Source organism: Marinomonas spartinae (genome assembly GCF_900089775.1).
Lineage (GTDB): Bacteria > Pseudomonadota > Gammaproteobacteria > Pseudomonadales > Marinomonadaceae > Marinomonas > Marinomonas spartinae.
On sequence record NZ_FLOB01000002.1, the window covers coordinates 405,691 to 428,320 of the forward strand.

18 protein-coding genes are annotated in these 22,630 nt (G+C 43.0%); 10 read left to right on the forward strand and 8 right to left on the reverse strand.

Translation table 11 applies throughout. The features are described 5' to 3' along the window. The first annotated feature begins 146 nt into the window (after positions 1–146). From MSP8886_RS05935 to MSP8886_RS05950, 4 genes are all read left to right on the forward strand, one after another. Complete coding sequence (locus tag MSP8886_RS05935) at positions 147–2,315, forward strand: malate synthase G (protein ID WP_067013711.1); 2,169 nt, start codon at positions 147–149, stop codon at positions 2,313–2,315. A gap of 49 nt (positions 2,316–2,364) precedes the next feature. After that, the gene (locus MSP8886_RS05940) at positions 2,365–3,969 is read left to right on the forward strand and encodes an isocitrate lyase (protein WP_067013713.1); all 1,605 of its coding nucleotides are present in this window, start codon (positions 2,365–2,367) and stop codon (positions 3,967–3,969) included. Between the two features lie 371 nt (positions 3,970–4,340). After that, complete coding sequence (locus tag MSP8886_RS05945; protein ID WP_245659041.1) at positions 4,341–5,951, forward strand: ATP-binding protein; 1,611 nt, start codon at positions 4,341–4,343, stop codon at positions 5,949–5,951. Between the two features lie 157 nt (positions 5,952–6,108). Then, positions 6,109–7,518, forward strand: a complete 1,410-nt coding sequence (locus tag MSP8886_RS05950) for an esterase-like activity of phytase family protein (RefSeq protein ID WP_067013717.1) — start codon at positions 6,109–6,111, stop codon at positions 7,516–7,518. 71 nt (positions 7,519–7,589) lie between these two features. On the opposite strand, the gene MSP8886_RS05955 is transcribed toward MSP8886_RS05950, so the two are convergent. Continuing rightward, positions 7,590–8,048, reverse strand: a complete 459-nt coding sequence (locus MSP8886_RS05955) for a superoxide dismutase family protein (RefSeq protein WP_067013719.1) — start codon at positions 8,046–8,048, stop codon at positions 7,590–7,592. A gap of 315 nt (positions 8,049–8,363) precedes the next feature. Here MSP8886_RS05955 and MSP8886_RS05960 point away from each other — a divergent pair, with 315 nt between their 5' ends. The 3 genes from MSP8886_RS05960 (at position 8,364) to MSP8886_RS05970 (ending at position 11,153) form a co-directional block, all read left to right on the forward strand. Then, positions 8,364–8,633 carry a hypothetical protein gene (locus tag MSP8886_RS05960; RefSeq protein WP_067013721.1) on the forward strand — a complete coding sequence of 90 codons (270 nt, stop codon included), beginning with the start codon at positions 8,364–8,366 and terminating at the stop codon, positions 8,631–8,633. Between the two features lie 241 nt (positions 8,634–8,874). After that, a complete protein-coding gene (locus MSP8886_RS05965) occupies positions 8,875–9,618 on the forward strand; it encodes a YccT family protein (protein ID WP_067013723.1) in 744 nt (247 codons plus the stop codon). Positions 9,619–9,737: 119 nt separating this feature from the next. Further along, a complete protein-coding gene (locus MSP8886_RS05970) occupies positions 9,738–11,153 on the forward strand; it encodes a mannose-1-phosphate guanylyltransferase/mannose-6-phosphate isomerase (RefSeq protein ID WP_067013725.1) in 1,416 nt (471 codons plus the stop codon). Positions 11,154–11,159: 6 nt separating this feature from the next. On the opposite strand, the gene MSP8886_RS05975 is transcribed toward MSP8886_RS05970, so the two are convergent. After that, complete coding sequence (locus MSP8886_RS05975; RefSeq protein WP_067013726.1) at positions 11,160–12,038, reverse strand: carboxylate/amino acid/amine transporter; 879 nt, start codon at positions 12,036–12,038, stop codon at positions 11,160–11,162. Positions 12,039–12,368: 330 nt separating this feature from the next. Here MSP8886_RS05975 and MSP8886_RS05980 point away from each other — a divergent pair, with 330 nt between their 5' ends. Both MSP8886_RS05980 and MSP8886_RS05985 read left to right on the forward strand, forming a co-directional pair. Further along, positions 12,369–12,986 (forward strand): OmpW family outer membrane protein, encoded by a 618-nt coding sequence (locus tag MSP8886_RS05980; RefSeq protein ID WP_067013728.1) that lies wholly within the window; start codon positions 12,369–12,371, stop codon positions 12,984–12,986. 217 nt (positions 12,987–13,203) lie between these two features. After that, a complete protein-coding gene (locus tag MSP8886_RS05985; protein WP_067013730.1) occupies positions 13,204–15,444 on the forward strand; it encodes a bifunctional diguanylate cyclase/phosphodiesterase in 2,241 nt (746 codons plus the stop codon). Positions 15,445–15,532: 88 nt separating this feature from the next. Here MSP8886_RS05985 and MSP8886_RS05990 read toward each other — a convergent pair whose 3' ends face one another. The 6 genes from MSP8886_RS05990 to MSP8886_RS06015 form a co-directional block, all read right to left on the reverse strand. After that, positions 15,533–15,979 (reverse strand): MarR family winged helix-turn-helix transcriptional regulator, encoded by a 447-nt coding sequence (locus MSP8886_RS05990; protein ID WP_067013732.1) that lies wholly within the window; start codon positions 15,977–15,979, stop codon positions 15,533–15,535. 146 nt (positions 15,980–16,125) lie between these two features. Then, positions 16,126–17,214 (reverse strand): molybdenum ABC transporter ATP-binding protein, encoded by a 1,089-nt coding sequence (modC, locus tag MSP8886_RS05995; protein ID WP_175365270.1) that lies wholly within the window; start codon positions 17,212–17,214, stop codon positions 16,126–16,128. Continuing rightward, positions 17,214–17,909, reverse strand: coding sequence for a molybdate ABC transporter permease subunit (gene modB / locus MSP8886_RS06000; RefSeq protein ID WP_067013736.1), 696 nt, complete (start codon positions 17,907–17,909; stop codon positions 17,214–17,216). Before modB ends, modC begins: the two co-directional genes overlap by 1 nt. Positions 17,910–17,984: 75 nt before the next feature. Further along, the gene (gene modA / locus MSP8886_RS06005; protein WP_067013738.1) at positions 17,985–18,761 is read right to left on the reverse strand and encodes a molybdate ABC transporter substrate-binding protein; all 777 of its coding nucleotides are present in this window, start codon (positions 18,759–18,761) and stop codon (positions 17,985–17,987) included. A gap of 5 nt (positions 18,762–18,766) precedes the next feature. Further along, entirely contained in the window at positions 18,767–19,438 is a 672-nt protein-coding gene (gene grxB, locus MSP8886_RS06010; RefSeq protein ID WP_067013740.1) for a glutaredoxin 2, read from the reverse strand. Positions 19,439–19,537: 99 nt separating this feature from the next. Further along, complete coding sequence (locus MSP8886_RS06015) at positions 19,538–19,888, reverse strand: Rieske (2Fe-2S) protein (RefSeq protein ID WP_067013742.1); 351 nt, start codon at positions 19,886–19,888, stop codon at positions 19,538–19,540. A 396-nt stretch (positions 19,889–20,284) separates the two neighbouring features. Between MSP8886_RS06015 and MSP8886_RS06020 the strand changes: the two genes are divergently transcribed. Then, complete coding sequence (locus MSP8886_RS06020) at positions 20,285–22,561, forward strand: transglycosylase domain-containing protein (RefSeq protein WP_245659042.1); 2,277 nt, start codon at positions 20,285–20,287, stop codon at positions 22,559–22,561. Positions 22,562–22,630: the final 69 nt, after the last annotated feature.

Below are 22,630 nucleotides of genomic sequence, written 5' to 3' on the forward strand. Positions count from 1 at the left end.
TAATTCTTATTGTGAAATTTTAGATTATTAGAGCGTAGTCTATAAATCAAGCAATGGTTAACACGAGTGACCCCTTTGCTACCTGATAAACCTTGGTGTTTTGCCGTAGGTAACTATGAACAGACCGATTTAAGAAGGAAAGTGAGATGACTATGCCCTTACCAAAAAATAACAGTGTGATTCACTCAGGGTTTTACCGTTTCATCAATGACGATGTATTGCCCCTTCATACTATCGAGCCTGATCAATTTTGGCGTGATCTTGATCAGTTGATTGCCGATTTATCGCCTGTGAATCGTCAATTGTTGGCGACTCGAGATGAGATGCAACGTCAGATTGATCAATGGCACCTTGCTCATAAAGGACAACCATTGGATGTACCTGCCTATGAGGCTTTTTTAAGGGAGATTGGCTACTTGGTCGCGGAAGGGGAAGATTTCACCATTACCACTGCAAATGTGGACGATGAAATCGCGACTTTGGCGGGGCCTCAATTAGTGGTGCCTGCGAAGAATGCCCGTTTTTCGTTGAATGCGGCCAATGCCCGTTGGGGCAGTTTGTACGATGCCTTTTACGGCACTGATGTGATCCCAAAAAACGCGGAATTAGGCAGCCGTCAAGGTTATAACGCGGTTCGTGGTGAACAGGTCATCGCGAAAGCCAAAGGGTTTTTGGATGACGTTTTTCCACTGGAGTCTGGCTCCCATAAAGACGTCATCAGTTACATGGTGTACTACCGCCATCTATTAGCCTTTTTTGAGGATGGCAGTCAAACGGGCTTGAAACAACCCTGTCAGTTGGTCGCGGTGAATGGGCAGCGTAGTGAGCCGGAAGCCATCCTGTTAAGAAACCATGGTTTGCATGTGGAAATTCAGTTTGATCGTAATGGTCTGAACGGTGCTAAGGATAAAGCGAATATTAACGACATTGTTATTGAGTCGGCTCTAAGCACCATTATCGACTGTGAGGATTCGGTAGCCGCCGTGGACGCAGAGGATAAGATTGAAGTTTATCGAAACTGGTTAGGTTTGATGCAAGGTACCCTAGAAGCCACCTTTGAGAAGGGGGGTCAAACACAAACTCGCAGAATGAACCCAGACCGAGTTTATACAGATTTAGAGGGTAATGAATATCGCTTGCCAGGCCGCGCTTTGTTGTTGGTGCGCAATGTTGGGCACTTAATGGAATGTGACTTGATGCAAGATGCGCAGGGGAATTTCGCCCCCGAAGGCATAATGGACGCGGTTGTCACGGCGTTAATCGGCGCGTTGGATTTGCAGAGATCAGCAGGCATTCGCAATAGTCGTACAGGCAGCATTTATATTGTCAAACCTAAGATGCATGGACCCGAGGAGGTGGCGTTTAGTTGTGAGCTGTTTGGTCGAGTTGAGCAAATGCTGGGGCTACCAGAGAACACCATTAAGATCGGCATTATGGATGAAGAGCGTCGCACGACAGTGAATTTAAAAGAATGTATTCGTCAGGCGAAATCTCGGGTGTTTTTCATTAATACTGGCTTTTTGGACCGCACTGGCGATGAGATACATACCAGTATGCAAGCGGGGCCTTTTTTACCAAAAGAACAAATCAAGCATCAGCCTTGGATTCAAGCCTATGAGGATCGCAATGTCACCATTGGCTTGCAATGTGGTTTGTCTGGTAAAGCACAAATCGGCAAAGGCATGTGGGCCATGCCGGATGAGATGGCTGGCATGATGGAGGCAAAAGTTGCGCATCCAAAAACGGGGGCGAGTACGGCTTGGGTGCCTTCTCCCACCGCAGCGACATTGCATGCTTTGCATTATCACCAAGTGGATGTGTTTGAAGTGCAAGAACGTATTAAGCACCGTTCGCAAGCGAGTCTAACGGATCTACTTCTTATCCCGACGATTCCGGACAATTTAACCCTGTCTCGCCAAGTGATCGACCGAGAAGTCGAAAACAATGTACAGGGCTTATTAGGGTACGTGGTGCGTTGGGTTGAGGCTGGCGTGGGGTGTTCCAAAGTGCCGGATATCAATGACGTTGGTTTGATGGAAGACCGTGCCACTTTGCGAATTTCCAGTCAGCATTTGTCTAATTGGTTGCTGCATGGCGTGTGCACTAAAGAGCAAATTGATGAGGTAATGCAACGCATGGCTCAAGTCGTGGATAAGCAAAATCAGGCCACTGACGGTTACCAACCGATGGCTGAGAATCCATCGACCAGTTATGCCTTCCAAGCGGCGCAAGATTTGATTTTTAAAGGAACGGATCAGCCTAACGGTTACACCGAGCCTTTGTTACATGCTTATCGTCTAAGAGCAAAAGTTTGATCCAAATACATTAATTTTATCTTAAACAACCTGAAGAGCGAGAAATCACATGATGACGTACAAAAATAAAACTCAACAAGTAAGCCAAAGCCTTTCTCAACAAGGCCCGACTTGGGCGGCGATGAACCCAGAATATGTGGTGAGAATGCAATTACAAAACCGCTTTAATACAGGGCTAGATATTGCCAGGTACACAGCTAAGATCATGCGTGAAGACATGGCAAGCTATGATAAAGATCCAGCGAATTACACCCAGTCTTTAGGGTGCTGGCATGGCTTTGTCGGTCAGCAAAAAATGATTTCCATTAAGAAGCATTTTGGTACCACGCGCAGTCGTTACTTGTATTTGTCTGGTTGGATGGTGGCTGCCATGCGTTCTGAATTTGGTCCTCTGCCTGATCAATCTATGCATGAAAAAACGTCTGTACCAGCTTTAATTGAAGAACTGTACACCTTTTTGAAACAAGCCGATGCGCGTGAGTTACAACATTTGTTTAAAGAAATGGACGAGGCGAGAGAGGCGGGCGATCAAGTCCGTGAGCAAGCCGTCCAGCAAAAAATCGATAACTTTGAAACCCATGTGGTGCCGATTATTGCTGATATTGATGCGGGATTTGGTAACGAAGAAGCTACGTATTTGCTCGCGAAGAAGATGATTGAAGCCGGGGCGTGTTGTATTCAGATTGAAAACCAAGTGTCTGATGCAAAACAATGTGGTCACCAAGATGGGAAAGTGACCGTGCCTCATGAAGACTTCCTGGCAAAAATTAATGCCGTTCGCTATGCCTTTTTGGAGCTAGGGGTGGATGATGGTGTGATTGTTGCCCGTACCGACTCTTTGGGTGCAGGTCTAACGCAAAAAATCCCTGTGTCTCGCAGTGCGGGGGATTTGGCTGAACAATACACAGCTTTTATTGATGGAGAAGAAGTGACCTCCCTTGAGCAAATGAAATCGGGTGATATGGCCATCAAACAGGGTGACCGTGTGATCAAACCTACTCGCTTAGCCAATGGGTTGGTGCGTTTTAAACCTAATACAGGTGAGGATCGTGTGGTGTTGGATTGCATTACGTCTTTGCAAAATGGGGCGGATTTATTATGGATTGAAACAGAGAAGCCGCATATTGGGCAAATTGCTAATCTTGTGAACCGTATCCGTGACGTTGTTCCCAGTGCTAAGTTGGTTTACAACAACAGTCCATCTTTTAACTGGACACTGAACTTCCGTCAACAAGTATTTGATGCTTGGTTGGAAGAAGGCAAAGACGTGAGCCAGTATCAACGTGAAAGACTGATGTCAGAAGATTACGATGCTAGTGCATTGGCAGAAGAAGCAGATGAGCGTATTCGCCGCTTCCAAAAAGACGCCGCCGCTCAGGCTGGGATCTTCCATCATTTGATTACCTTGCCAACTTACCATACTGCTGCGTTGTCTACAGATAATCTGGCAAAAGATTACTTCGGAGAGTTGGGTATGCTGGGGTATGTTAGGGAAGTGCAGCGCCAAGAAATTCGTCAAGGTTTGGCCTGTGTAAAACACCAAGACATGTCTGGTTCCAACATTGGGGATGATCACAAAGAGTATTTCTCTGGTGAACAAGCGCTTAAAGCGTCTGGTAAAGATAATACCATGAACCAATTCGCGGCCATTTGATTGGACAGTGAGTCCAATACAAATTAGCGAAGTGTGTAAGTAAGCAAAAGGCTAGCTGTTCCCCTCAGTTAGCCTTTGACTTATTAGTTCTCAATATTATTGAAATGTTCTATGATTGAGTGCATTGGTATCTTTTTTTGATGCAGATAATACTCTTAACATCCATTAAATTCTGAGAGCTTTTCTTGAAGAATGCATTCTATAGACTTGATGACAATCAAGTTAGTGATATTAGCTTAAAAGATATTGCTAGACGTTCCAGATATGGTGGAATATTTTATTTATTTGCCTTTTTGGGAGCTGTTTTTAGCTCAGTAACCGCACGCGAGCACGTATATATCATTGGGTTTTTCTCTATATGTTTTTTGATATTGCAAGTTTATCGTTTGGTTCTGTTTAATAAACTCTCTACAACCAATGAGGTAACCGTTTCACCTTACTATACTCACTACTGCGTTCTCTACTCAGCATCTGCCATCGCTTGGGTTGGTAGTTCAGCATGGTTGTTTTTTGTTAACCCCTCTATTGATCTCGCGGTGACAATTAATATGATGTCAGCGGCTTGTCTTAGTATTGGAGGTGTTAATGTCTTGGCTCCTAGTTATAAAATACTGCGCCCCTATTGTTTTCTTATCTGTGTCCCCTTTGCTTTAGCCGCTGGAGCATTTTTAGAAGCGCCTGGTAACTATACCATTGCTTGTTTAATACTGGGTTATGGCCTGTTTATTTTCGGGATGGGAAAACAGCAGCATCGTGCCTACTGGCAAGCATTGAATGATAATTTAAACTTGTCTGCTCAAGCCGCAGAGTTGGAAAAAGCGAAGGTGGCGGCAGAATGTGCCGCTCAGGCGAAAGCAGATTTTCTCGCGTCAATGACCCATGAAATAAGAACGCCCATGAATGGTGTACTTGGTATGGCTCAATTATTGGCTATGAGTGATCTAAACGAGCAACAAAAGCAACAGGTAAATGTGATCAATAATGCTGGTCGAACATTGATACACATTATTAATAATATTCTTGATTACTCTAAAATGGACGCAAAACAACTGGCATTAGAGCAGCTGCTATTTAACCCTCGTGATGTGGTTAATGAGGCAGTGTTGCTATTGTCAGTACAGTTTGAAAAAAAGCCGATAAAGCTGGCTTGCATAATGGACGATATCCCTGAATGGGTACAGGGGGACCCTTATCGACTTCATCAAGTTCTCTATAATCTTATTGGTAATGCATTCAAGTTCACTGATGAAGGTGAAATAACCATTAAGGTCTCTTGTCAAAAAAGTCATGATGAAGATACCGTGACATTCATTTTTACCGTGAGTGATACGGGGATTGGTATTGCGCCAGAATATCGGCAATATATTTTTGATCAGTTCTACCAAGTCAATCAATTTAATTCGAATATTCGTGGGACTGGATTAGGGTTGAGTATTACGCAACGCTTGGTGGAATTTATGGGGGGAGTGATTTCCGTAGAGAGCACCCTTGGTGTGGGGAGTGCGTTTACTGTCGAACTTCCGTTTACCGTAACGGAGGACATTAAAATGGGATTATCACCCGTTTCAGGGGGTGAGTCAGATATTCATACTGAGACGTTACGTATTTTATTAGCTGAAGATAATAAAATAAATCAAATGATCTGTGAACAACTGCTCGGTAAATTGGGGTGTGTTGTTGATGTGGTCGAAACAGGGCGGGGGGCGCTGGAAAAGTTTACTGAGAATAAGCATTACGATGCCATTTTTATGGATTGTAATATGCCCGATATGGACGGTTTTTTGGCCACAGCTGCTATTCGACAAGTGGAGAAAAATACAGAAGGAAGTGAAACACCGATTATTGCGCTTACCGCTCATGTTGAAGAGGAGGTAAGACATAAATGCCTTGAGTCAGGGATGAATGATTTTTTGAGTAAACCTTTTTTGCTTGAAGACCTAGAGGCTATTATTAACCGAATTCGAATAGCAGCGTTTTTTTAAGCTTTATTAGGTGTCATTGGCTGCTCTCCATATACTGTTATTAGATCTGTTTTTAAATTATCTGTTGGCTTATTAATTAAATTGTCATGCTGACTCTTTACCTTATATTGACAAATGGGTGTTCGTTTAAACGCCCCATATCATAAGAGGAAGCGTTATGAATAAGTTGTGGTTTGCAGGCATACTCTGTGCGGGTGTGTTATCTGGCTGTGCTAGCCAGTCTTCTATGTCAAAAGCCCCTTCGTTTGTAAAGTCCTTTCCGAAAACGGGAAGTTATTTACCTTATACCGTGTTACGTCATGATTTGATTGATGACAAAACTCATAAGCCATTTGAAATTCGAAATGGCGGTTATGGCTCTTCCATGACTGGCAACCCAAATCAGACCAATCAATTTTACGCCCTGACGGATCGTGGCCCGAATGCGAGCTATAAAGGGGACTATGGCAAAGGTAAGATTTTCCCTGTGCCAAATTATACTCCTCGGATTGGTTTGTTTGAGGTAGAGGATAACGGTCAAATTCGTCAAGTAGATACCATTTTACTACGTCGTCCTGATGGACAGCCTATTACAGGGCTACCAAATTCTCCTGCACTGGGCGGCACAGGGGAACCCCCTTATCATGTTGATGGTAAGCCAATTTTAATGAACGATGCTAAGCCTTATAACAAAGTGACTAATCCTATAAAAGTGGATGATTATGGCTTAGACAGTGAGGGCCTCGTGGCCATGAAAGATGGCACCTTTTGGGTGAGTGATGAGTATGGGCCACATATTGTTCATTACGATAGCAATGGTGTTGAAATTGGTCGTATTAACCCATTTAAGAGTGACAGCCGCGATGTTTTCCATTTGCCTGAAGTATTTGCCCACCGTCGCCCTAACCGAGGTATGGAAGGGTTAGCTGTGACGCCAGATCAGAAAACCTTGGTTGGCATTATGCAATCAACAATGCGCAATCCAAATAAAGCGGCTCAAAAGGGGGATCTAACGCGTATTGTTACAGTGAACCTTGAAACAGGCAAAACCGAGCAATACCTCTATCGTCAAGATAAAGCGCAAAATTCGAATTCTGAGTTAGCAGACTTAAATAGCCATGAGTTTTTGGTTGATGAGCGCGACGGAGGGTTCTTGTTGGGCGGCCCAGATGGTAAGGCGAACCCTAATGTGCAAAAGAAAATTTATCGAATTGATCTTAACCGTGGTACCCCCTTGTCCACAGTGGCTTTGTCATCATCCATTACCCGCGATGCCAACCATGGCTTGATGATTGATGGTCTGACCCTTGAGCAGTATACGGAGAAAAATGGCTGGGAGGCGTTGGCCCAAAAAGGCATTTATCCTGTTAGTAAGTCACTGGTTGTCGATGTGGCCAAAGCGGTTTCCTATCCACATGATAAAATGGAAGGTATGTGGGTGATTGATCCCTATCATTTAGGGGTATTAAACGACGATGATTTTGCCACTTGGTCTACCAAGGGCAAGCTAGAACAGAAGTACTTGGATGGTAATACAATAGACGCAGCGCAATTGTATATTATTAAGGCAAATTTGATGGGGAACTAACGGCTGTTAGTGATTAATCAAAAATGGGATGTTTCGGCATCCCATTTTGACAGTGATTACTTTAGGGACGATTACTTTTCTAAAATACCACAGCCAATCCGCGCCCCGCTTGCATCATGAATCACCACAGCGTGCCCCAGATTGGCTTTGTAATCTAATCCTGATATCAAGCGAAAGCTGCCTTTTGCACGACCTTTAGAGTCAGATACCCATTGAGCGCTTTTCCAGTAGTCGCCGCCAGATTTCGGAGAGAAATAGTGACCACCAACTTTGTCAGCTTTTTTGCAGCTGGTACCAACATGAATATGCAGACCTCCGTCATTAACGGGTTTCAACCCTTTTAAGTTGTATTTGACAGTCATATCTTTTTTATCAAAATGAACAGAGACATGGCCTGTTACCGTTGTTTTCGTTCCAGGGTAAGCATCTATCTTAGCGTGTAGTGAATGTGCGTTTACAGCAAAAGACAGCGTACTGGCAAGCAAGCCCGCTCCAAGAATGGTCATTTTTCGGTTGCAAGAGATCATCATGATAAGCACTCCTTGAATCATTGATATGAAAGTTGATGAGATTGAAGAATATCTTTAGCCATAACAAGTATTGATCCTATGGCTTTCTGAAAATCGTTCAACTTCCCTCACACTACGCTTTCTCTTACCTTGTGTGCATGGTTTTAATGGGGGAGCAGATGTTCTTTCATTATGTGTACGATTTTTTTGCAAGATTTGTCTCTAATGGAGTTTGTTTGTAAAAAAACCAACACTTGAGGAATGGTTTTGATTGTTTGCTTTTACCGACTAAGCCTCTTAGGATTCGCTTTATGAAAAATGGAATAAGGCGTTGAGATGACAAATTGTTTAAAAATGAATAAGGCGATCATATTGGCCGCTGTAATGTTTGGGCTAACGGCGTGTGCGTCTATGGATAACGCAGGCTATAAAGGAGGGGATCATCGTGGTGGTGGTCCAGCAGGGGCTTATGGTGTGCCTGACGCTAAGGCCAGTACTGAGACTTCAGACAAGGTAGAGAAAAAAGAAGGTGCTAAACAAACGCAAGAGGATGTTTACACTGGGGGAGATCACCGTGGTGGTGGCCCACACGGCCCGCTGGGTTAAGTTGAATGCCCCTTAATTTTATAAAAAAATGTTATAAAAGATAGTCTTATCAGGATAGCTTGTAGTATCGAATCAAGTCAAAATTGGGAAAGCGTGTATAAAAAGTACTGTTTTCTCTTAACTTGCCATCTGTTTGTGATAAATTGACGCTCGATACGGAGTTCGAACAGGTTTCGAATAATAATATTTTCACCATATAAGTTCGTGATAACACAGATCGCGCTTTTTAGGGAGCCAATATATGCGCTTTAAAAAATCAATTTTCCTTGCCAGCTCGCTTCTACTTGGAGCTGTTACCACCCATGCTATGGCGGCCACATTTAAAGTGCCAACATCTTATCAAATCATGTACATCGACCTGAAAGATGGTAATAATTATGGTGATGATTTTGATGTGACCATTCCATCAGGTCATCACCAAATTGTTGTTCGTTATAATCAATCGCTTCGTCATGGTGGCGATGTTGATATGATTAAGTCTGAGCCACTGATCATTGAGTTGGATGTCAAAAAAGGGGCTAATCTTGAATTAAAAGCGCCTTTTATTCACCAAAAAGCGCGAGCAGAGAAGTATTCTCAAAAGCCAAAATTTGACATAGTCAACAGCAAAGGCGACGAGGTTCAATATAAAGTCAGTATGTTGCCACTTCAGCCTGGCTTCCAACCTCTACGTAATTACCGCGAAGAAATCAAAGAGTTTACCGGTGAGGGGGCTACGACACAGCAAGCTAATGCTTCTGCTAATGCAACGTACTCCGCTCCGGCCCCTGCTCCTAAGTCTGTTACTCAGACAAACGAGTTCCAGATGATGCAATTCTGGTTTAATAAGTCAGACGAGCAGACTCGCAAAGATTTTCGTATTTGGATGGTGGATAATACCCATCAACCTAAAGTAAAGAATACACAATATGAAATGTTGCAGTTTTGGTATGACAAAGCCAATAAGCCTGAGCGTAAAGCCTTCCAGGTTTGGTTAGTTCAATAAAGCGGAATATTGCTTAAGCGATAAACGCCAACGTTCTTATGTAAAAAAGCCCTGTTTTGACAGGGTTTTTTTATACATCCAAATAGAGTAGTGATTTGATCCTATGTGAAGGAGCAAGTGTGGTTCTTATTCCTGTGATTTTAGCGGGGGGGAATGGCGAGCGTTTATGGCCGTTATCCCGTCATCATACCGCTAAGCCGTTTATTGATTTATTCGGTTCTACTTATACGCTTTTTCAAGAAACTTTGTTACGAGTGCAAGGGTTATCTGAGCAAGCGCCTATCATTGTTTGTAATGAGGTCCATCGTTTCTTAGTCGCTCAACAGCTACAAGAACTCGGCATAAAAAACGCCAGTATTATGCTGGAGCCTGTGGGGCGTAATACGGCACCTGCTATCACATTGGCGGCACTAGAAGCGAAGAGACGACACCATCAAGATGATAATTCAGAGCAAGAATGCATTATGTTGGTGTTGCCTGCGGACCATCTTATTAAGGATCTGGATGCTTTTAGTGAGGCCATCAAGCAAAGTATTGAAGTGGCCAAAGAAGGAGGTTTAGTGACCTTTGGTATAGAAGTCACCCGACCTGAAACGGGTTATGGTTATATTCAGTCCCTGAATGGCTCATCCGTCACCGCCTTTGTTGAAAAGCCAGATAAAGACACAGCTCAGCGTTATTACTTATCTGGAGAGTATCTTTGGAACAGTGGCATGTTTGTGTTTAAACCAGAATGTTACTTGACTGAGTTGGCGTTACATCAAGCACAGATACTGCAGTCGGTGAGTTTGGCCTATCAAGAACGTAAAGAAGATTTAGATTTTATTCGCATCGATGAAGCGAGTTTTGCTGCCTGTCCGAGTGAGTCCATTGATTATGCGCTCATGGAAAAAACTGAGCAAGCCAAAGTGGTTGCTTATAGGGGAGATTGGAGTGATGTAGGATCTTGGGAGGCGCTATTCGAATACGCTGAGAAAGATGAACGCCATAATGCTCTAATGGGTGATGTGATGCTTGAAACTACCTCAAACAGTTTGGTCAGAGCAGAGAGTCGTTTAGTGGCAACGGTCGGAGTTGACAATCTTGTGGTGATTGAAACGGCAGATGCTGTTTTGGTAATGGATAAGCAGCACTCACAAGGACTGAAGAAAATTGTGCAGCGTATACAGGCCAGTGGTCGTGAAGAGCATAATTTCCATAAAAAAGTGCATCGTCCTTGGGGCAGTTATGAAATTATGGATATGGGGAAACGTTACAAGGTGAAGCGTATTGTCGTTAAGCCAGGTGAAAAACTCAGCATGCAGATGCATTACCATCGGGCCGAACATTGGATTGTGGTCTCAGGTTCGGCCCGTGTTTACAAGGGGAACGAGAGTTTTCTTCTCTCAGAGAATGAGTCCACCTATATTCCTTTGGGAGAAACTCACTCTCTCGAAAATCCAGGAGAGATAGCGTTAGAACTGATCGAAGTACAGTCTGGTGGCTACCTTGGTGAAGATGATATCGTCCGATTTCATGACCGTTATGGACGTTAAACCTTTTTATGCCATTTTGGTAAGGTGCTTGCTGAATCTTTGGTTGAATTTATCGTTCACGACCAAGGCTAATAGGATGATGGAGCCACCAATAGAGAGCCGCAGTATGTCGGCATTATGGTTCCAAAAAACCACATTGACAAAAATACCGGCAGGAATCAGCAGGTTATTGGCGACGGCTAAGGTTCCCACGTTGACCATTGTCGCCCCTTTGTTCCAAGCGAAATAACCGACTCCTGAGGCAATGACGCCGAGATAAACAAGGATGCTCCATTGTAAAGGGGTGGTAGGAAGTTTATGAATATTGCCCAGCGCTAAGAAACAAGGAATCACGACGGCAAGAGCTCCAAGAAAAAACCAGCCAAATACTGTGCGCTGAGGCAGGTCTGGACGCTCTTTAGCGATGATACGTTTATAGCCCACTTGACCTGCAGCAAAACATAAGTTCGCCCCTTGAACAATCAAAAGACCTTTTATGTATCCGTCACTCACTTCTTGGTAGCGAATGGCGACCGCGCCGAGAATGGCAAGTAAGGCACTGATGATAAAACCAATGTTTAAACGTCGATCTAACAAGTCATTCAGTAAGGTGACGTAAATCGGTGTCATGACGGTAAAGAGTAAAACTTCGGGAACCGTCAAAAAGAGAAAGGACTGATAGTAAAAACCGTACATGATGCCAAGCTGTAATGCACCACAAACCATGAGTTGTAGTGCTACTTTGGCTTCAATTTGACGTAATTTCAAAAAGGGTAAAAACACCAAGGTCGCAAGTGATACTCGCATTAATACAGAGAACCAGGCATCAACTTGTCCAGCAAGATAGACACCGATTAAGCTAAAGGAAAAAGCCCACAACAGGGTGACGGCAAGTAATATTGACATGAATCTAGTTTCCAATGTGATGATGGCACAAGTTTACCGATTTCAGTGTGTTAGGTAAATTAGTAAACTTGTAATTTTTATTGGGTTTACTAGTGTTGTTTTTTCAAATCTGAAAAAGAGAAGTGGGGTTCTGATGTGTGAAGCGGTGAGGCAATTAATCGATGTTTTCTGGATTATCAAGTTGCATTTTATTGATCTGAGTGGGTATTTCTCATCTATAAAAAAGCTGAGAAAGAGAAAAATTGATCTAGATTAATATTTTGATGTTAGATCCTTGTTACTTTTCTTGTCATTGAAACTTTGTTTGATCAAGAAAAAAAGGAATCTATCATGAAAGCTTTACTACCTGTGGCTCTTGTTTCTGCTCTTTGTTCTACTGCTGCTTTGGCGCATCAAGCAGGTGACTTCTTCGTTCGTGGTGGTGTCGCTACCGTGATGCCAAATGAGAGCAGTGATGACGTTGCTGTAAGTGATAACCAAGAGCTAAAAATCAGTAACGATACTCAGCTGGCTGCTACTTTGACTTATATGATAACTGATAATATCGGGGCAGAGTTGTTGTTGGCGACCCCTTTTAAACACGATGTCTCCACTGCTAAACTTGGAAAAGTAGCGGAAGTTTCTCAGTTACCACCTTCTTTAATGGCACAGTATTATTTTGGCAAGTCAAACAGCGATATTCGTCCTTATGTTGGGGCGGGGTTAAACCACACAGTATTTTTTGATGCGAAAGGAAAAGGGGCATTGGCTGGCACGAATGTAAGTGTTGATGGCACTTGGGGCCTTGCTGCACAAGCGGGCGTTGATATGAAGATTAATGATAAGTTGTTTGCCAACGCATCTGTTTGGTACATGAATATTGATACCGATGTTCATACAGCGGTTGGGACAATCAGCACTAAAGTGAATCCTCTTGCCGTTATGGTGGGTGTTGGTTATACCTTCTAGTGGTTAAGACACGGTAAAGTCTGGAAACCCTGATGCTCGAAAGAGATCAGGGTTTTTGTTATCTGAGCTTTGTTGGCTTAAACCTATTCCTAAATAGCATGTTGTGTTACGTATTGATATGTAACTTTCGCTACATCTCTTCACTAATTCTATAACGAGAAGATGCCGGTTCTGTTTCATACTTCCTATACCTTTTTTGGGGGATGGGAGTGTATTCTTGACCCGATTCAAACGAAACTTTATCTGTTATGGCGTTTTCTTTTTCCTGTTGGGCATTGGAATATTTTTTACCCATCAAACAGAAGATATTAAGCGTAAAGAGCAGGTCGCCTTGATTCAAGAATTTGCGGTCGCACAAGCTCGTGCCATTGAGCGTCGGCTCATTAGTTCATTATCTGCTACCTATTTTTTAGCGCTGGAACTGGATCATTTAGGGTCTCCTGAACGCTTTGCTTATTATGCCCATAATATTATTGATTCCATTGGCGGAATTTCCAATTTACAGCTGGCTCCTGGTGGCGTGGTGTCGATGATTTATCCATTAGAAGGCAATGAAGCCGCGTTAGGACACAACATTTTAAAAGATGATAAGCGTCGAAAAGACGCGATTGATGCCATTAGAGATAAAGCACTCACTTTAGCTGGGCCGTTTAATTTGGTTCAAGGAGGGACGGCCGTTATCGGCCGCAATCCCGTCTTTATTAAGAATAATGGGGTTGATGAGTTTTGGGGATTTGTTTCCGCACTGATTTATTTGGATGACTTAATTAAGGCAACCGATTTGAAAGCTCTTGAGCAGAAGGGGTTTCGTTATCAGCTTAGCCATTTTGATCCTGACAAAGGGCAGAACGATGTGTTTGTTAAGTCAGTGCAGCCACTAGATGATATTGTGGCATCGACTAATATCAATGTTCCTAATAATGTGTGGCGTTTGTTTTTGTCGCAAAAAGAACCGAATGGCTTAATGGTCTATGTGATTGGCTATGCTGTCACCTTGTTAGTCGCTCTGTTTGCGGTATTTAGTTTACGCTATATATTGCTAGAACCTGAAAGGCTTAAACTGATTATTCGCCTTAAAACTCGTGAGCTGGAAAAACTGGCTTTTTATGACCCACTAACGCAATTAGCCAATCGTCGTCTTTTTCTTGAAAAGGTGTCCATTGCCTGTTTAAACAGCGATAAGAGTCGTTGTGCACTTATGTACTTAGACTTGGACAGGTTTAAAGAGATCAATGATCGTCTTGGGCACGATGCTGGTGATGTGTTACTGCTGGTTATTGCGGCACGTTTAACGAGCATTGTAGAGGGGAAAGGATTAGTCGCTCGTCTTGGTGGAGACGAGTTTGCTATTTTATTGTCCGATTATCGAGACCGTAAAGCGGTTAAGTTGTTAGCTCAAGAGCTATTGAAGTCCATCAATGAGCCTGTCGTCTTACAAGGGAAAAACTATTCTGTATCAGCTTCCATTGGTGTTACTTTGATTCCTGAAGATGGGGATTCATCGGAAGAGGTTCTTGGTCATGCGGATATGGCCATGTATAAGGCGAAAGAGTTGGGTCGTAATAACGCTTACTTTTTCAAAGAGAGGCTGAAAAAGAAAGAATTCAAACAAGATTGCATGGATGGTTTGAAAAATATTGAGGATGAATTGAGCTTAGCCATAGAAAACCAAGAGCTGATGCTTTGCTACCAGCCTTTAATAAACATGAGAGAGGGAGACGTAGTTGCATGCGAAGCGATGATCTGTTGGCATCACCCTGAAAAAGGTGTACTCCATCATTCAGTATTTTGGCCTTTAGCTCAGGAGTCAGAAAAGATGGTTGATGTCGGTTATTGGGTGTTTGAACAAGCCTGTTTGACGATACAGTCTCAACTAGAAGAAGCTAGTGTCGCTCTGCCTGTTTGTGTAAATCTTGCTTATAAACATTTTATCAAGCCTGATTTTATTGATGTTATTACTTCTATACTTAAGGCCAGCAATGTGCCTGCTCATTATTTAATACTCGAGTTAGACGAGTCCATTGTGATAAATGGTTCAAAGTCGGAGATCGCAAAATTGGCCACCCTACGGGAAATGGGCGTTTCGATTTCGATAGACGGTTTTAATACTGGATATTCATTTTTATCGACATTGACAAATTTACCCGTCGATACGATCAAAATAGCGCCGCAATCTATTCGACATTTAGAAGTTTCTCGTGAGCAACAGAGCTTAGTGCATGACATAATCTCTCTTGCCCATATTATGGGGGTAAACGTAGTCGTTGAAGGCATTGAACGAGACAAACAAGCTGCGTTGCTAAAGCAATATGGCTGCGATATAGGACAGGGGTATTTGTATTCAAAGCCCATGGAAAAGAATATGCTAGCTTTCTATTTATCTTCAAAAAAATCGGAAACCGAGTTATCTGACCTGTTAAAAAAGGCTGCACTACAACCAAAGTACTCAGAAAATTAAATATGCACAACAGTAAAAGCAATGTACGAGTCATTCATTTCGTTGATTTAGCGTGAGCTAGATTCTACATTGCTTCAACGCCGCCAATTTATGGTTCTTTAATATGGCTTTGAATATTTTGCAGCATGCGTTGTCCAACTCTTAGAAAAGTATCAAGCTCTTCCGAACTAATGTTGGTTTTCATCAGGGTGATAGCGTCATTGTCGGCATGCTTTAGTATCCGGTGATAAGCTTTACCTTCCTCTGTTAGGAAAATAAAGTTGCTACGCCTGTCGCGTTGGTTGATTTGTTTAGTAACCAGCCCTTTGTCAATCAGCTCCTTGATAACACGTGTAACTTGTCCTTTATCACGATGCATCTTTTGACTGATGTCCAAAGCTGTACAGTTAGGGATATTTTGGATATGGTCTAATACGAAAAAAAGCAGCGGTGAGCCGGAGATATTTTGCTCCATCATCGCCTTTTTCATTGCAATTTTTAAGCTATCTATTGACCCAATAAAGAGGGATCGAAGTGCTAATGCTTGATCTTCCATAGAATAATGTCTTTTTATTGATTTAGTTAATTATTGTTTTTTGCTGTAGATTTGTCTCATCTAAAGAATAAATGGGACTCATTAGTATTAACTATTTCCTTAAGTATTTTGTTGATTTATATAGCACGTCAGCTGATGAAAAAGGGTTATCTTAATACTGCGACGGATTTGATTTGTGCAATGACCTGCTGCCCAATGACCAAGTTTAGTTTTTGGGCTGAATAGGCCGTAATACTTGCGAGAATCGGAGTGTGGTCGGCCATCATTCTGACCAATACCGTGTTTGGATCCGTGTTATTGGTAGCAATATCGTCAATATAAACCGCTAGACGATTGATGATACTGGAGTCTTCATTGGCAGAGAGTGCGATGCTGACATCCCGTGCTTGAATTTGCAGTTTTACTGTGTCGCCAATGACTTCATGTGTACGCGAAATCATTAAGCTGTGTTGACCAAAGGATAAGGTGGATAGTCCCCATTGTTCATTTTGTTCTGTGACCTGACCCGTTATCATAAAACGTGTGTTTTGGTAGGTATATCGGGACGTTGATAATTTTCCGAGAAGGTATTGGGTTTCTCCCTGATCGACAATTCTCCCTTGATCCATAATGACCGTATATTGGGCTAGGCGAATGACTTCGTCTAAAGCATGGCTGACATAAAGAATGGGAATGGACATGGTGGAACAAACGGCTTCCAAGTAAGGAAGAATGTCCTTTTTCAAGCCCTCATCCAGAGCGGATAATGGCTCGTCCATGAGAAGAAGCTTTGGTTGAATCAATAAAGCGCGCGCGATGGCAATACGTTGCCTTTCTCCACCAGACAGTTGGTGAGGAAATTGCTCTAGTAGCGAGGCAATATTTAACAGGTCAATCACGTCTTGATGGGCGATTATACTGTTTTCTTGGCTGGCTCTTTTCATGGCAAAAGCTAGGTTATCGCGAGCTGATAGGTGAGGGAATAGACTGGCTTCTTGGAAAACATACCCAATGGGGCGTTTATGAACGGGCAAGAAATCCCCCGCTTCACTTTGCCAAATAGTCTCGTTAAAGGCGATTTGGCCCTGATGATTTTTCTCTAAACCCGCTAAACAGCGTAATAGGGTAGTTTTACCGGATCCGGAGCGCCCAAATATTGCTGTGACGCCTTGGTTTGGTAAAGTGAGATCGACTTCTAAGGCAAAATTTGATGCGGGTTGTGTAGATCGGCTCAATCGAATGTTTATTGCGTCCATCACCATGATCCTATATGAGCTTTTTGTTTGTTTACTTTTTGAGTCGCATATAAAAAGGCTAATACCACAAAAGCAAACAACATCATAAGTAAAGACAATGTATGGGCTTGGGCATATTCGAGAGCTTCTACATGATCATATATTTGAACCGATAGAACGCGGGTTTCTCCTTCGATATTACCTCCCATCATTAGTACCACACCAAATTCCCCGACAGTATGAGCAAAGCCTAATACCGCCGCGCTAAGGTAACCCGGCTTTGCCATGGGGAGGGCAACATGAATAAAGCGATCCCATGCTGATGCTCTTAATGTGGCTGCAACTTCCAGAGGACGATTCCCCATAGCGACAAAGGCGTTTTGTAACGGCTGTATCACAAAGGGAAGAGAATAGATCATTGAAGCGAGGATTAAACCACTAAAGCTAAAGGGGAGTGGGGATAGCCCCATGTTTGCTAAAAAGTGGCCCAGTGCTCCGTTAGGGCTTAGGAATATTAATAAATAAAACCCTAGTACTGTAGGAGGGAGAATAAGGGGCATTGCTACAATGGCACTGATTGGTGCCTTAAGCCAAGAGGATGTTCTCGCAAGCCACCAAGCTAATGGGGTGCCGAGGATCAGCAACAGTGTGGTGGCACTGGTCGCTAATTTGAGCGTTAACCATATAGCCGTCCAATCTCCTGAACTTAATAACATAGGGTTATCACCTTAAGGCAAGACTATATTGAAAAAGATAAGTGAATCGTATCATTGGTGTTTGTCTAGGGTGACTTACTGACCAGAGTCATAACCAAAGTTTTTAATACGCTTTTGAATATCCTTTCGTACTAAAAAGTTAAGGAATTTTTGGGCCTGTGTTTTATGTTGGCTGTGAGTTAACAGGACTGCCGCTTGTTTGATTGGGCTGTGATCGTTATTAGGTACTTGCCAGTAGTGGCCTTTTACAGGCCCAGCCAAAACTTGGGACAGGGCAACGAACCCCAACTCTGCATTTTGTGAATAAGCAAATTGATAGGTTTGTCCTATGTTTTCACCTTGTACTAATTTGTTCTGTAGGGTGCTCCATAAGCCCAATTTGCTTAAGGTTTCTTTAGCGGCCAAGCCATAAGGCGCCAGTTTTGGATTGGCGATGGTTATTTTTTGGGCTTGCTCTAAAGTTCCCTTAACTGGTTTGATGTGCTTTTTTGTCGCGGACCATAAGACAAGTATTCCCTTTGCATAAATGACTTTACTGCTTTTTTGAGCTAAGCCTGCTTTGATTAATTTATCTGGTTTGGCTTGGTCGGCAGACAAAAAGACATCGTAAGGAGCACCATTATGAATTTGGGCATAAAATTTTCCTGAGGAGCCGAAGGATAACTGCAGTTTTTCACCGGTTTCTCGTTCGAAAATGGGGGCTAGTGTCTGCATAGGGGCAGTAAAGTTAGAGGCAACTGCAATACGTAGAGGGGAAGCAAACACATTGCTGGTTAGCATGATGAGGAGGTTGCAGATCAATATTTTAGGGAGCAGCAAGCGAGCTCTCAATAAAAGGGTTGGAAAAGGCATTTAAACTAAATCTCGAAGTGGTAGTAAGTATGAATAGAGGTGGCTTGCGCTACCTCATCGATATAACGGCGCAAATGATCAGGGAATTGTAGGTTTAACACCATGGTGAGGTTTCTAAGCTTTGGAAATAACATCACATCATCCCAGCTGATGGTGTGATCATGGTTTGAGGGCAACGATTGTTCAGGGAGCCTTTGTAAGGCTGTTTCAACGATTTTTTTATGGTGCTGGGTTTCTTCGAGTGCTTTCTCAAAGGGGCGGCGTATCTCACTTTCTTTCTTGATACGGAACTCATCGCGAGATTGGCGTGATGAGAATTCAGGGAGCCCTAATAGAATATTACGCGGAAAGACAAGGCAATTGATGTGAAGTTCTGCTTCCTCGAGAATGTTGTGAGCGGTGATGTTCTTAGTGGAAGGCCGAATAGGTTTCTCTGAGTTGCCGATTTTATCTAAGTATCGAGCAATCTTTAAGCCATCGGTGATAATGGTGTTATCGTCACTTTTAAAAATGGGTAACTGTCTATTTTTAAAAGAAGATTGCTTTTTTAATAGGGCATAACACTCATCATCGTCACCATGGAGAAGGTATATTTTTTCATGGAAAAGTGCTTTGTAATTGGCCACCATATCGGCACGAACACAATTTGGGCAATGATCATACTGATATAACTGCATCGTATTCTCCGCAAGCATCATACTGATTGGTGTAAGACATACGACACAGCTGGGTTGCATGGTGTCTCATGGTGTATACAAGCAAAGTGGTGTTGCTTGTTATGCCACAGCAGGGCTGCCTTCGCCAATCAGTATATAAAAATCGCCCTTTTCTACACCAAGTGTTGCTTTTTTTAGGTTTTTACCTTGGCATGGTCCCGCAATACACTGGCCATCATTTGGTGAAAAAAGAGCACCGTGATGATGACATTTTATGTAATCACCATCTTCATCAAAAATTTCTTCTGTATAACAGTTTAGCGCACGTTTTTGATGTGGGCAGCGGTTTTCATAGGCGCGCAATTCACCCTTTTGTTTGATGATAACAAATTCGCTTTGATTTACTTTGAAGTGAAGCGCTTTACCTTCAGATAATCGTTGTGCATTAGGAATTAGATGTTTATAAAACATACATTCACCACATTCTTCCAAGTAAAAAGTATTATTTATGCCAATCTTGGGCAGAGGCGTTGTTTATTGAGCATTTTCCTATAAGGAACATTGCTTCTGTCATACTGATACTATCGTGCTGAGTCAAGCCATTATACTGCGTAGCTGTGACATTAATGTATTGTCGTTTCGTGTTGCTCATCATGTCTTTACTCTCCATGACTGTTATTCTTCCTAGTTGTTGAAAATGTCAGATTACCCTATACCTTGTCAATATCAAGGTAACAAAGGTATCTTTTTTTACGTTTGGTATAAAGAGTTTATGTTTGTTGCTCTATCATGTTGCTTGCCTTTGCCAAGCTACTTATACTTGGCGCTATGGCTATTAAACCCCCTTCGAAACCTTCTCGTAAGTCTATGACTTCAAAAACGAAAAAGAAATCTCCCCCGAAAAAAACTCGTGGATTTTTGGGGCGAGCATGGCGTGCTGTTTTTAAATGGGGTCTGATTATTTGTTTGATCGGCAGTATTCCTTTTGCTGGCTGGGTATGGTGGCTTGATCAAAAGGTTGTGACACGCTTTGAAGGTCAGAAATGGCAAGTGCCCTCTGAGGTGCTTAGTGCGCCGATTTATTTGAAAAGTGGTGCTCCTTGGAAAAAAGCAGAACTTGAAGCGCTGCTCAAGGAAACGGGCTATCGTTTTGGACGTAATAGTCAAAAAGTCGGCTGGGCGGCAAGAAGCAAAACAAAAGTAAGTGCTCACTTGAGATCTTATGTCTATTACAATGGCTTTCATCCTAGTGAAAGGCGTATTTTCTCGTTTGTCGATGGTAAGCTACAAATTCAGTCCCTTAATGGGCACCCTGTTGCAGAAGCGAGTATTGAGCCTCAGCGCATTGGTTTTCTTTATGGCGGAAACACTGAACGCCGACAAATCTTGACCTATCGTGATATTCCCAAGTCTTTGATTGAGATTTTAACCACAGTGGAAGATCGAGACTTTTTCCACCACTGGGGGATTTCGTTAACGGGTATTGCTCGGGCGGCATGGGTTAACTTTACTCATGATTCTCGTCGTCAAGGAGGGTCTACCTTGACTCAGCAGCTGGTGAAAAATATGTTTTTAAGCTCTGAGCGCACATACACTCGAAAGCTGACCGAGATCGTCATGAGTTTATTGTTGGAGTATCACTATTCCAAACAAGAGATTATTACTGCTTACATGAATGAAGTGTACTTGGCGCAAGTTGGCAATGAAGGACTACATGGTTTTGCTGCCGCCAGCCAACACTTTTTTGGTCGTCCTTTAAAGGAGCTGAATATTGATGAAATGGCGTTACTGGTTGGTATGGTTAAAGGGCCTTCTTATTATAATCCTGAACGTCATCCGAAAAGAGCATTATCAAGACGCAATACTGTTTTAGCGATTTTAAAAGATCAAGGGCGGTTGACGCCTGCAGACTATCAAATACTGGTGAAGCAGCCCATTCGCCTAGCGGACAAACGTAGGACACGTTCAATTTATGGCGATTATTTAGATCTTGTTTCTTTGCAGTTGTCTCGGGATTTTGACAAAGAGACCTTAGCAACGAAAAACTTGCGTATTTATACGGGGGTCGACATTCGTGCTCAGTTAGCGGCGACACGAGCTATGCGTCGTCAGGTAGCGCTTCTCGAAAGGTATGACAAACGTTTGGCGGGCTTGCAGGGTGCCATGGTGGTGACGGATCGTCAAAATGGTCAGGTACGTGCTGTGGTGGGCTCTAGTGATAAACACTATTCAGGGTTCAACCGAGCGTTGGGTGCGGTGAGACCAATCGGCTCTTTGGTAAAACCGCCTTTGTATATGGCTGCATTAGCGACGGGGCACTATACTTGGTGGAGTCATATTGATGACAAGCGTATGCGCTTTAATGTCGATGGCAAAATTTGGGAGCCTGAAAATTACTCACGTAAGACTCATGGTGTGGTACATCTTTATGAGGCCATGGCCCACTCTTATAATTTAGCGACGGTCAACTTGGCTCAACAAATTGGCTTTGATCGAGTCGGTGATACCCTTCGTCAACTGGGGGTGAAGCGTCCTTTTACTATGCACCCTGCGATGGCATTGGGGGCGCTTGAACTGTCGCCTTTTGAAGTGGCGCGTATGTATCAGCCGATTGCCTCCCGTGGAAAAAGTAGTGAGCTTGGTGTGGTGTTGGCGGTCATGGATCAACATGATCATTTATTGAAGCGTTTTGATCGCTCAACCAAAGTGCCTTTTACGGATGCTTTGCTGGCAGTAACGTTGGATGGCATGACCAAAGTGCCTGAAATCGGTACCGCTAAAGCGGCTCAACATGCTTTTCCAGACTTGACGTTTGCTGCAAAGACAGGAACCTCTAATGGTCAGCGGGACAGTTGGTTTGAGGGGATTACTGGTGATTATGCCAGTACGGTTTGGTTGGGGGATGACGATAATGCGCCCTTAGATATCACTGGCGCAACAGGTGCACAAAAAGTGTGGATTGACTTTACTCGGCATATGAACCCTCGCTCTTTACCTGAAACATTGCCTAATGGTGCGGTCAGGTATGATGTTCTGGATGATTCGTTTGAAATAGCCGCAAAACGTTGTAAAAATCGTGAGTCCTTAGCTTTTATTGATGGGACTCAGCCCACCAGTTCGAGTTCGTGCTTCTGGCCTTTTTAGAAAAGATATCATACAAAGTAATGCATAAATTCATTTTCATTGTATGCTTTATTTGTTGCTGATGAGTTT

Bases quoted from the DNA above. Each gene is read 5' to 3' on its own strand.
- modA (WP_067013738.1), bottom strand. From the start codon at position 18,761: ATGCCTTTTCCAACCCTTTTATTGAGAGCTCGCTTGCTGCTCCCTAAA.
- MSP8886_RS05940 (WP_067013713.1), top strand. From the start codon at position 2,365: ATGATGACGTACAAAAATAAAACTCAACAAGTAAGCCAAAGCCTTTCT.
- modB (WP_067013736.1), bottom strand. From the start codon at position 17,909: ATGTTATTAAGTTCAGGAGATTGGACGGCTATATGGTTAACGCTCAAA.
- MSP8886_RS05975 (WP_067013726.1), bottom strand. From the start codon at position 12,038: ATGTCAATATTACTTGCCGTCACCCTGTTGTGGGCTTTTTCCTTTAGC.
- MSP8886_RS05935 (WP_067013711.1), top strand. From the start codon at position 147: ATGACTATGCCCTTACCAAAAAATAACAGTGTGATTCACTCAGGGTTT.
- MSP8886_RS05980 (WP_067013728.1), top strand. From the start codon at position 12,369: ATGAAAGCTTTACTACCTGTGGCTCTTGTTTCTGCTCTTTGTTCTACT.
- modC (WP_175365270.1), bottom strand. From the start codon at position 17,214: ATGGACGCAATAAACATTCGATTGAGCCGATCTACACAACCCGCATCA.
- MSP8886_RS05990 (WP_067013732.1), bottom strand. From the start codon at position 15,979: ATGGAAGATCAAGCATTAGCACTTCGATCCCTCTTTATTGGGTCAATA.
- MSP8886_RS05950 (WP_067013717.1), top strand. From the start codon at position 6,109: ATGAATAAGTTGTGGTTTGCAGGCATACTCTGTGCGGGTGTGTTATCT.
- MSP8886_RS05960 (WP_067013721.1), top strand. From the start codon at position 8,364: ATGACAAATTGTTTAAAAATGAATAAGGCGATCATATTGGCCGCTGTA.
- grxB (WP_067013740.1), bottom strand. From the start codon at position 19,438: ATGCAGTTATATCAGTATGATCATTGCCCAAATTGTGTTCGTGCCGAT.
- MSP8886_RS06015 (WP_067013742.1), bottom strand. From the start codon at position 19,888: ATGTTTTATAAACATCTAATTCCTAATGCACAACGATTATCTGAAGGT.
- MSP8886_RS05965 (WP_067013723.1), top strand. From the start codon at position 8,875: ATGCGCTTTAAAAAATCAATTTTCCTTGCCAGCTCGCTTCTACTTGGA.
- MSP8886_RS05955 (WP_067013719.1), bottom strand. From the start codon at position 8,048: ATGATGATCTCTTGCAACCGAAAAATGACCATTCTTGGAGCGGGCTTG.
- MSP8886_RS06020 (WP_245659042.1), top strand. From the start codon at position 20,285: ATGACTTCAAAAACGAAAAAGAAATCTCCCCCGAAAAAAACTCGTGGA.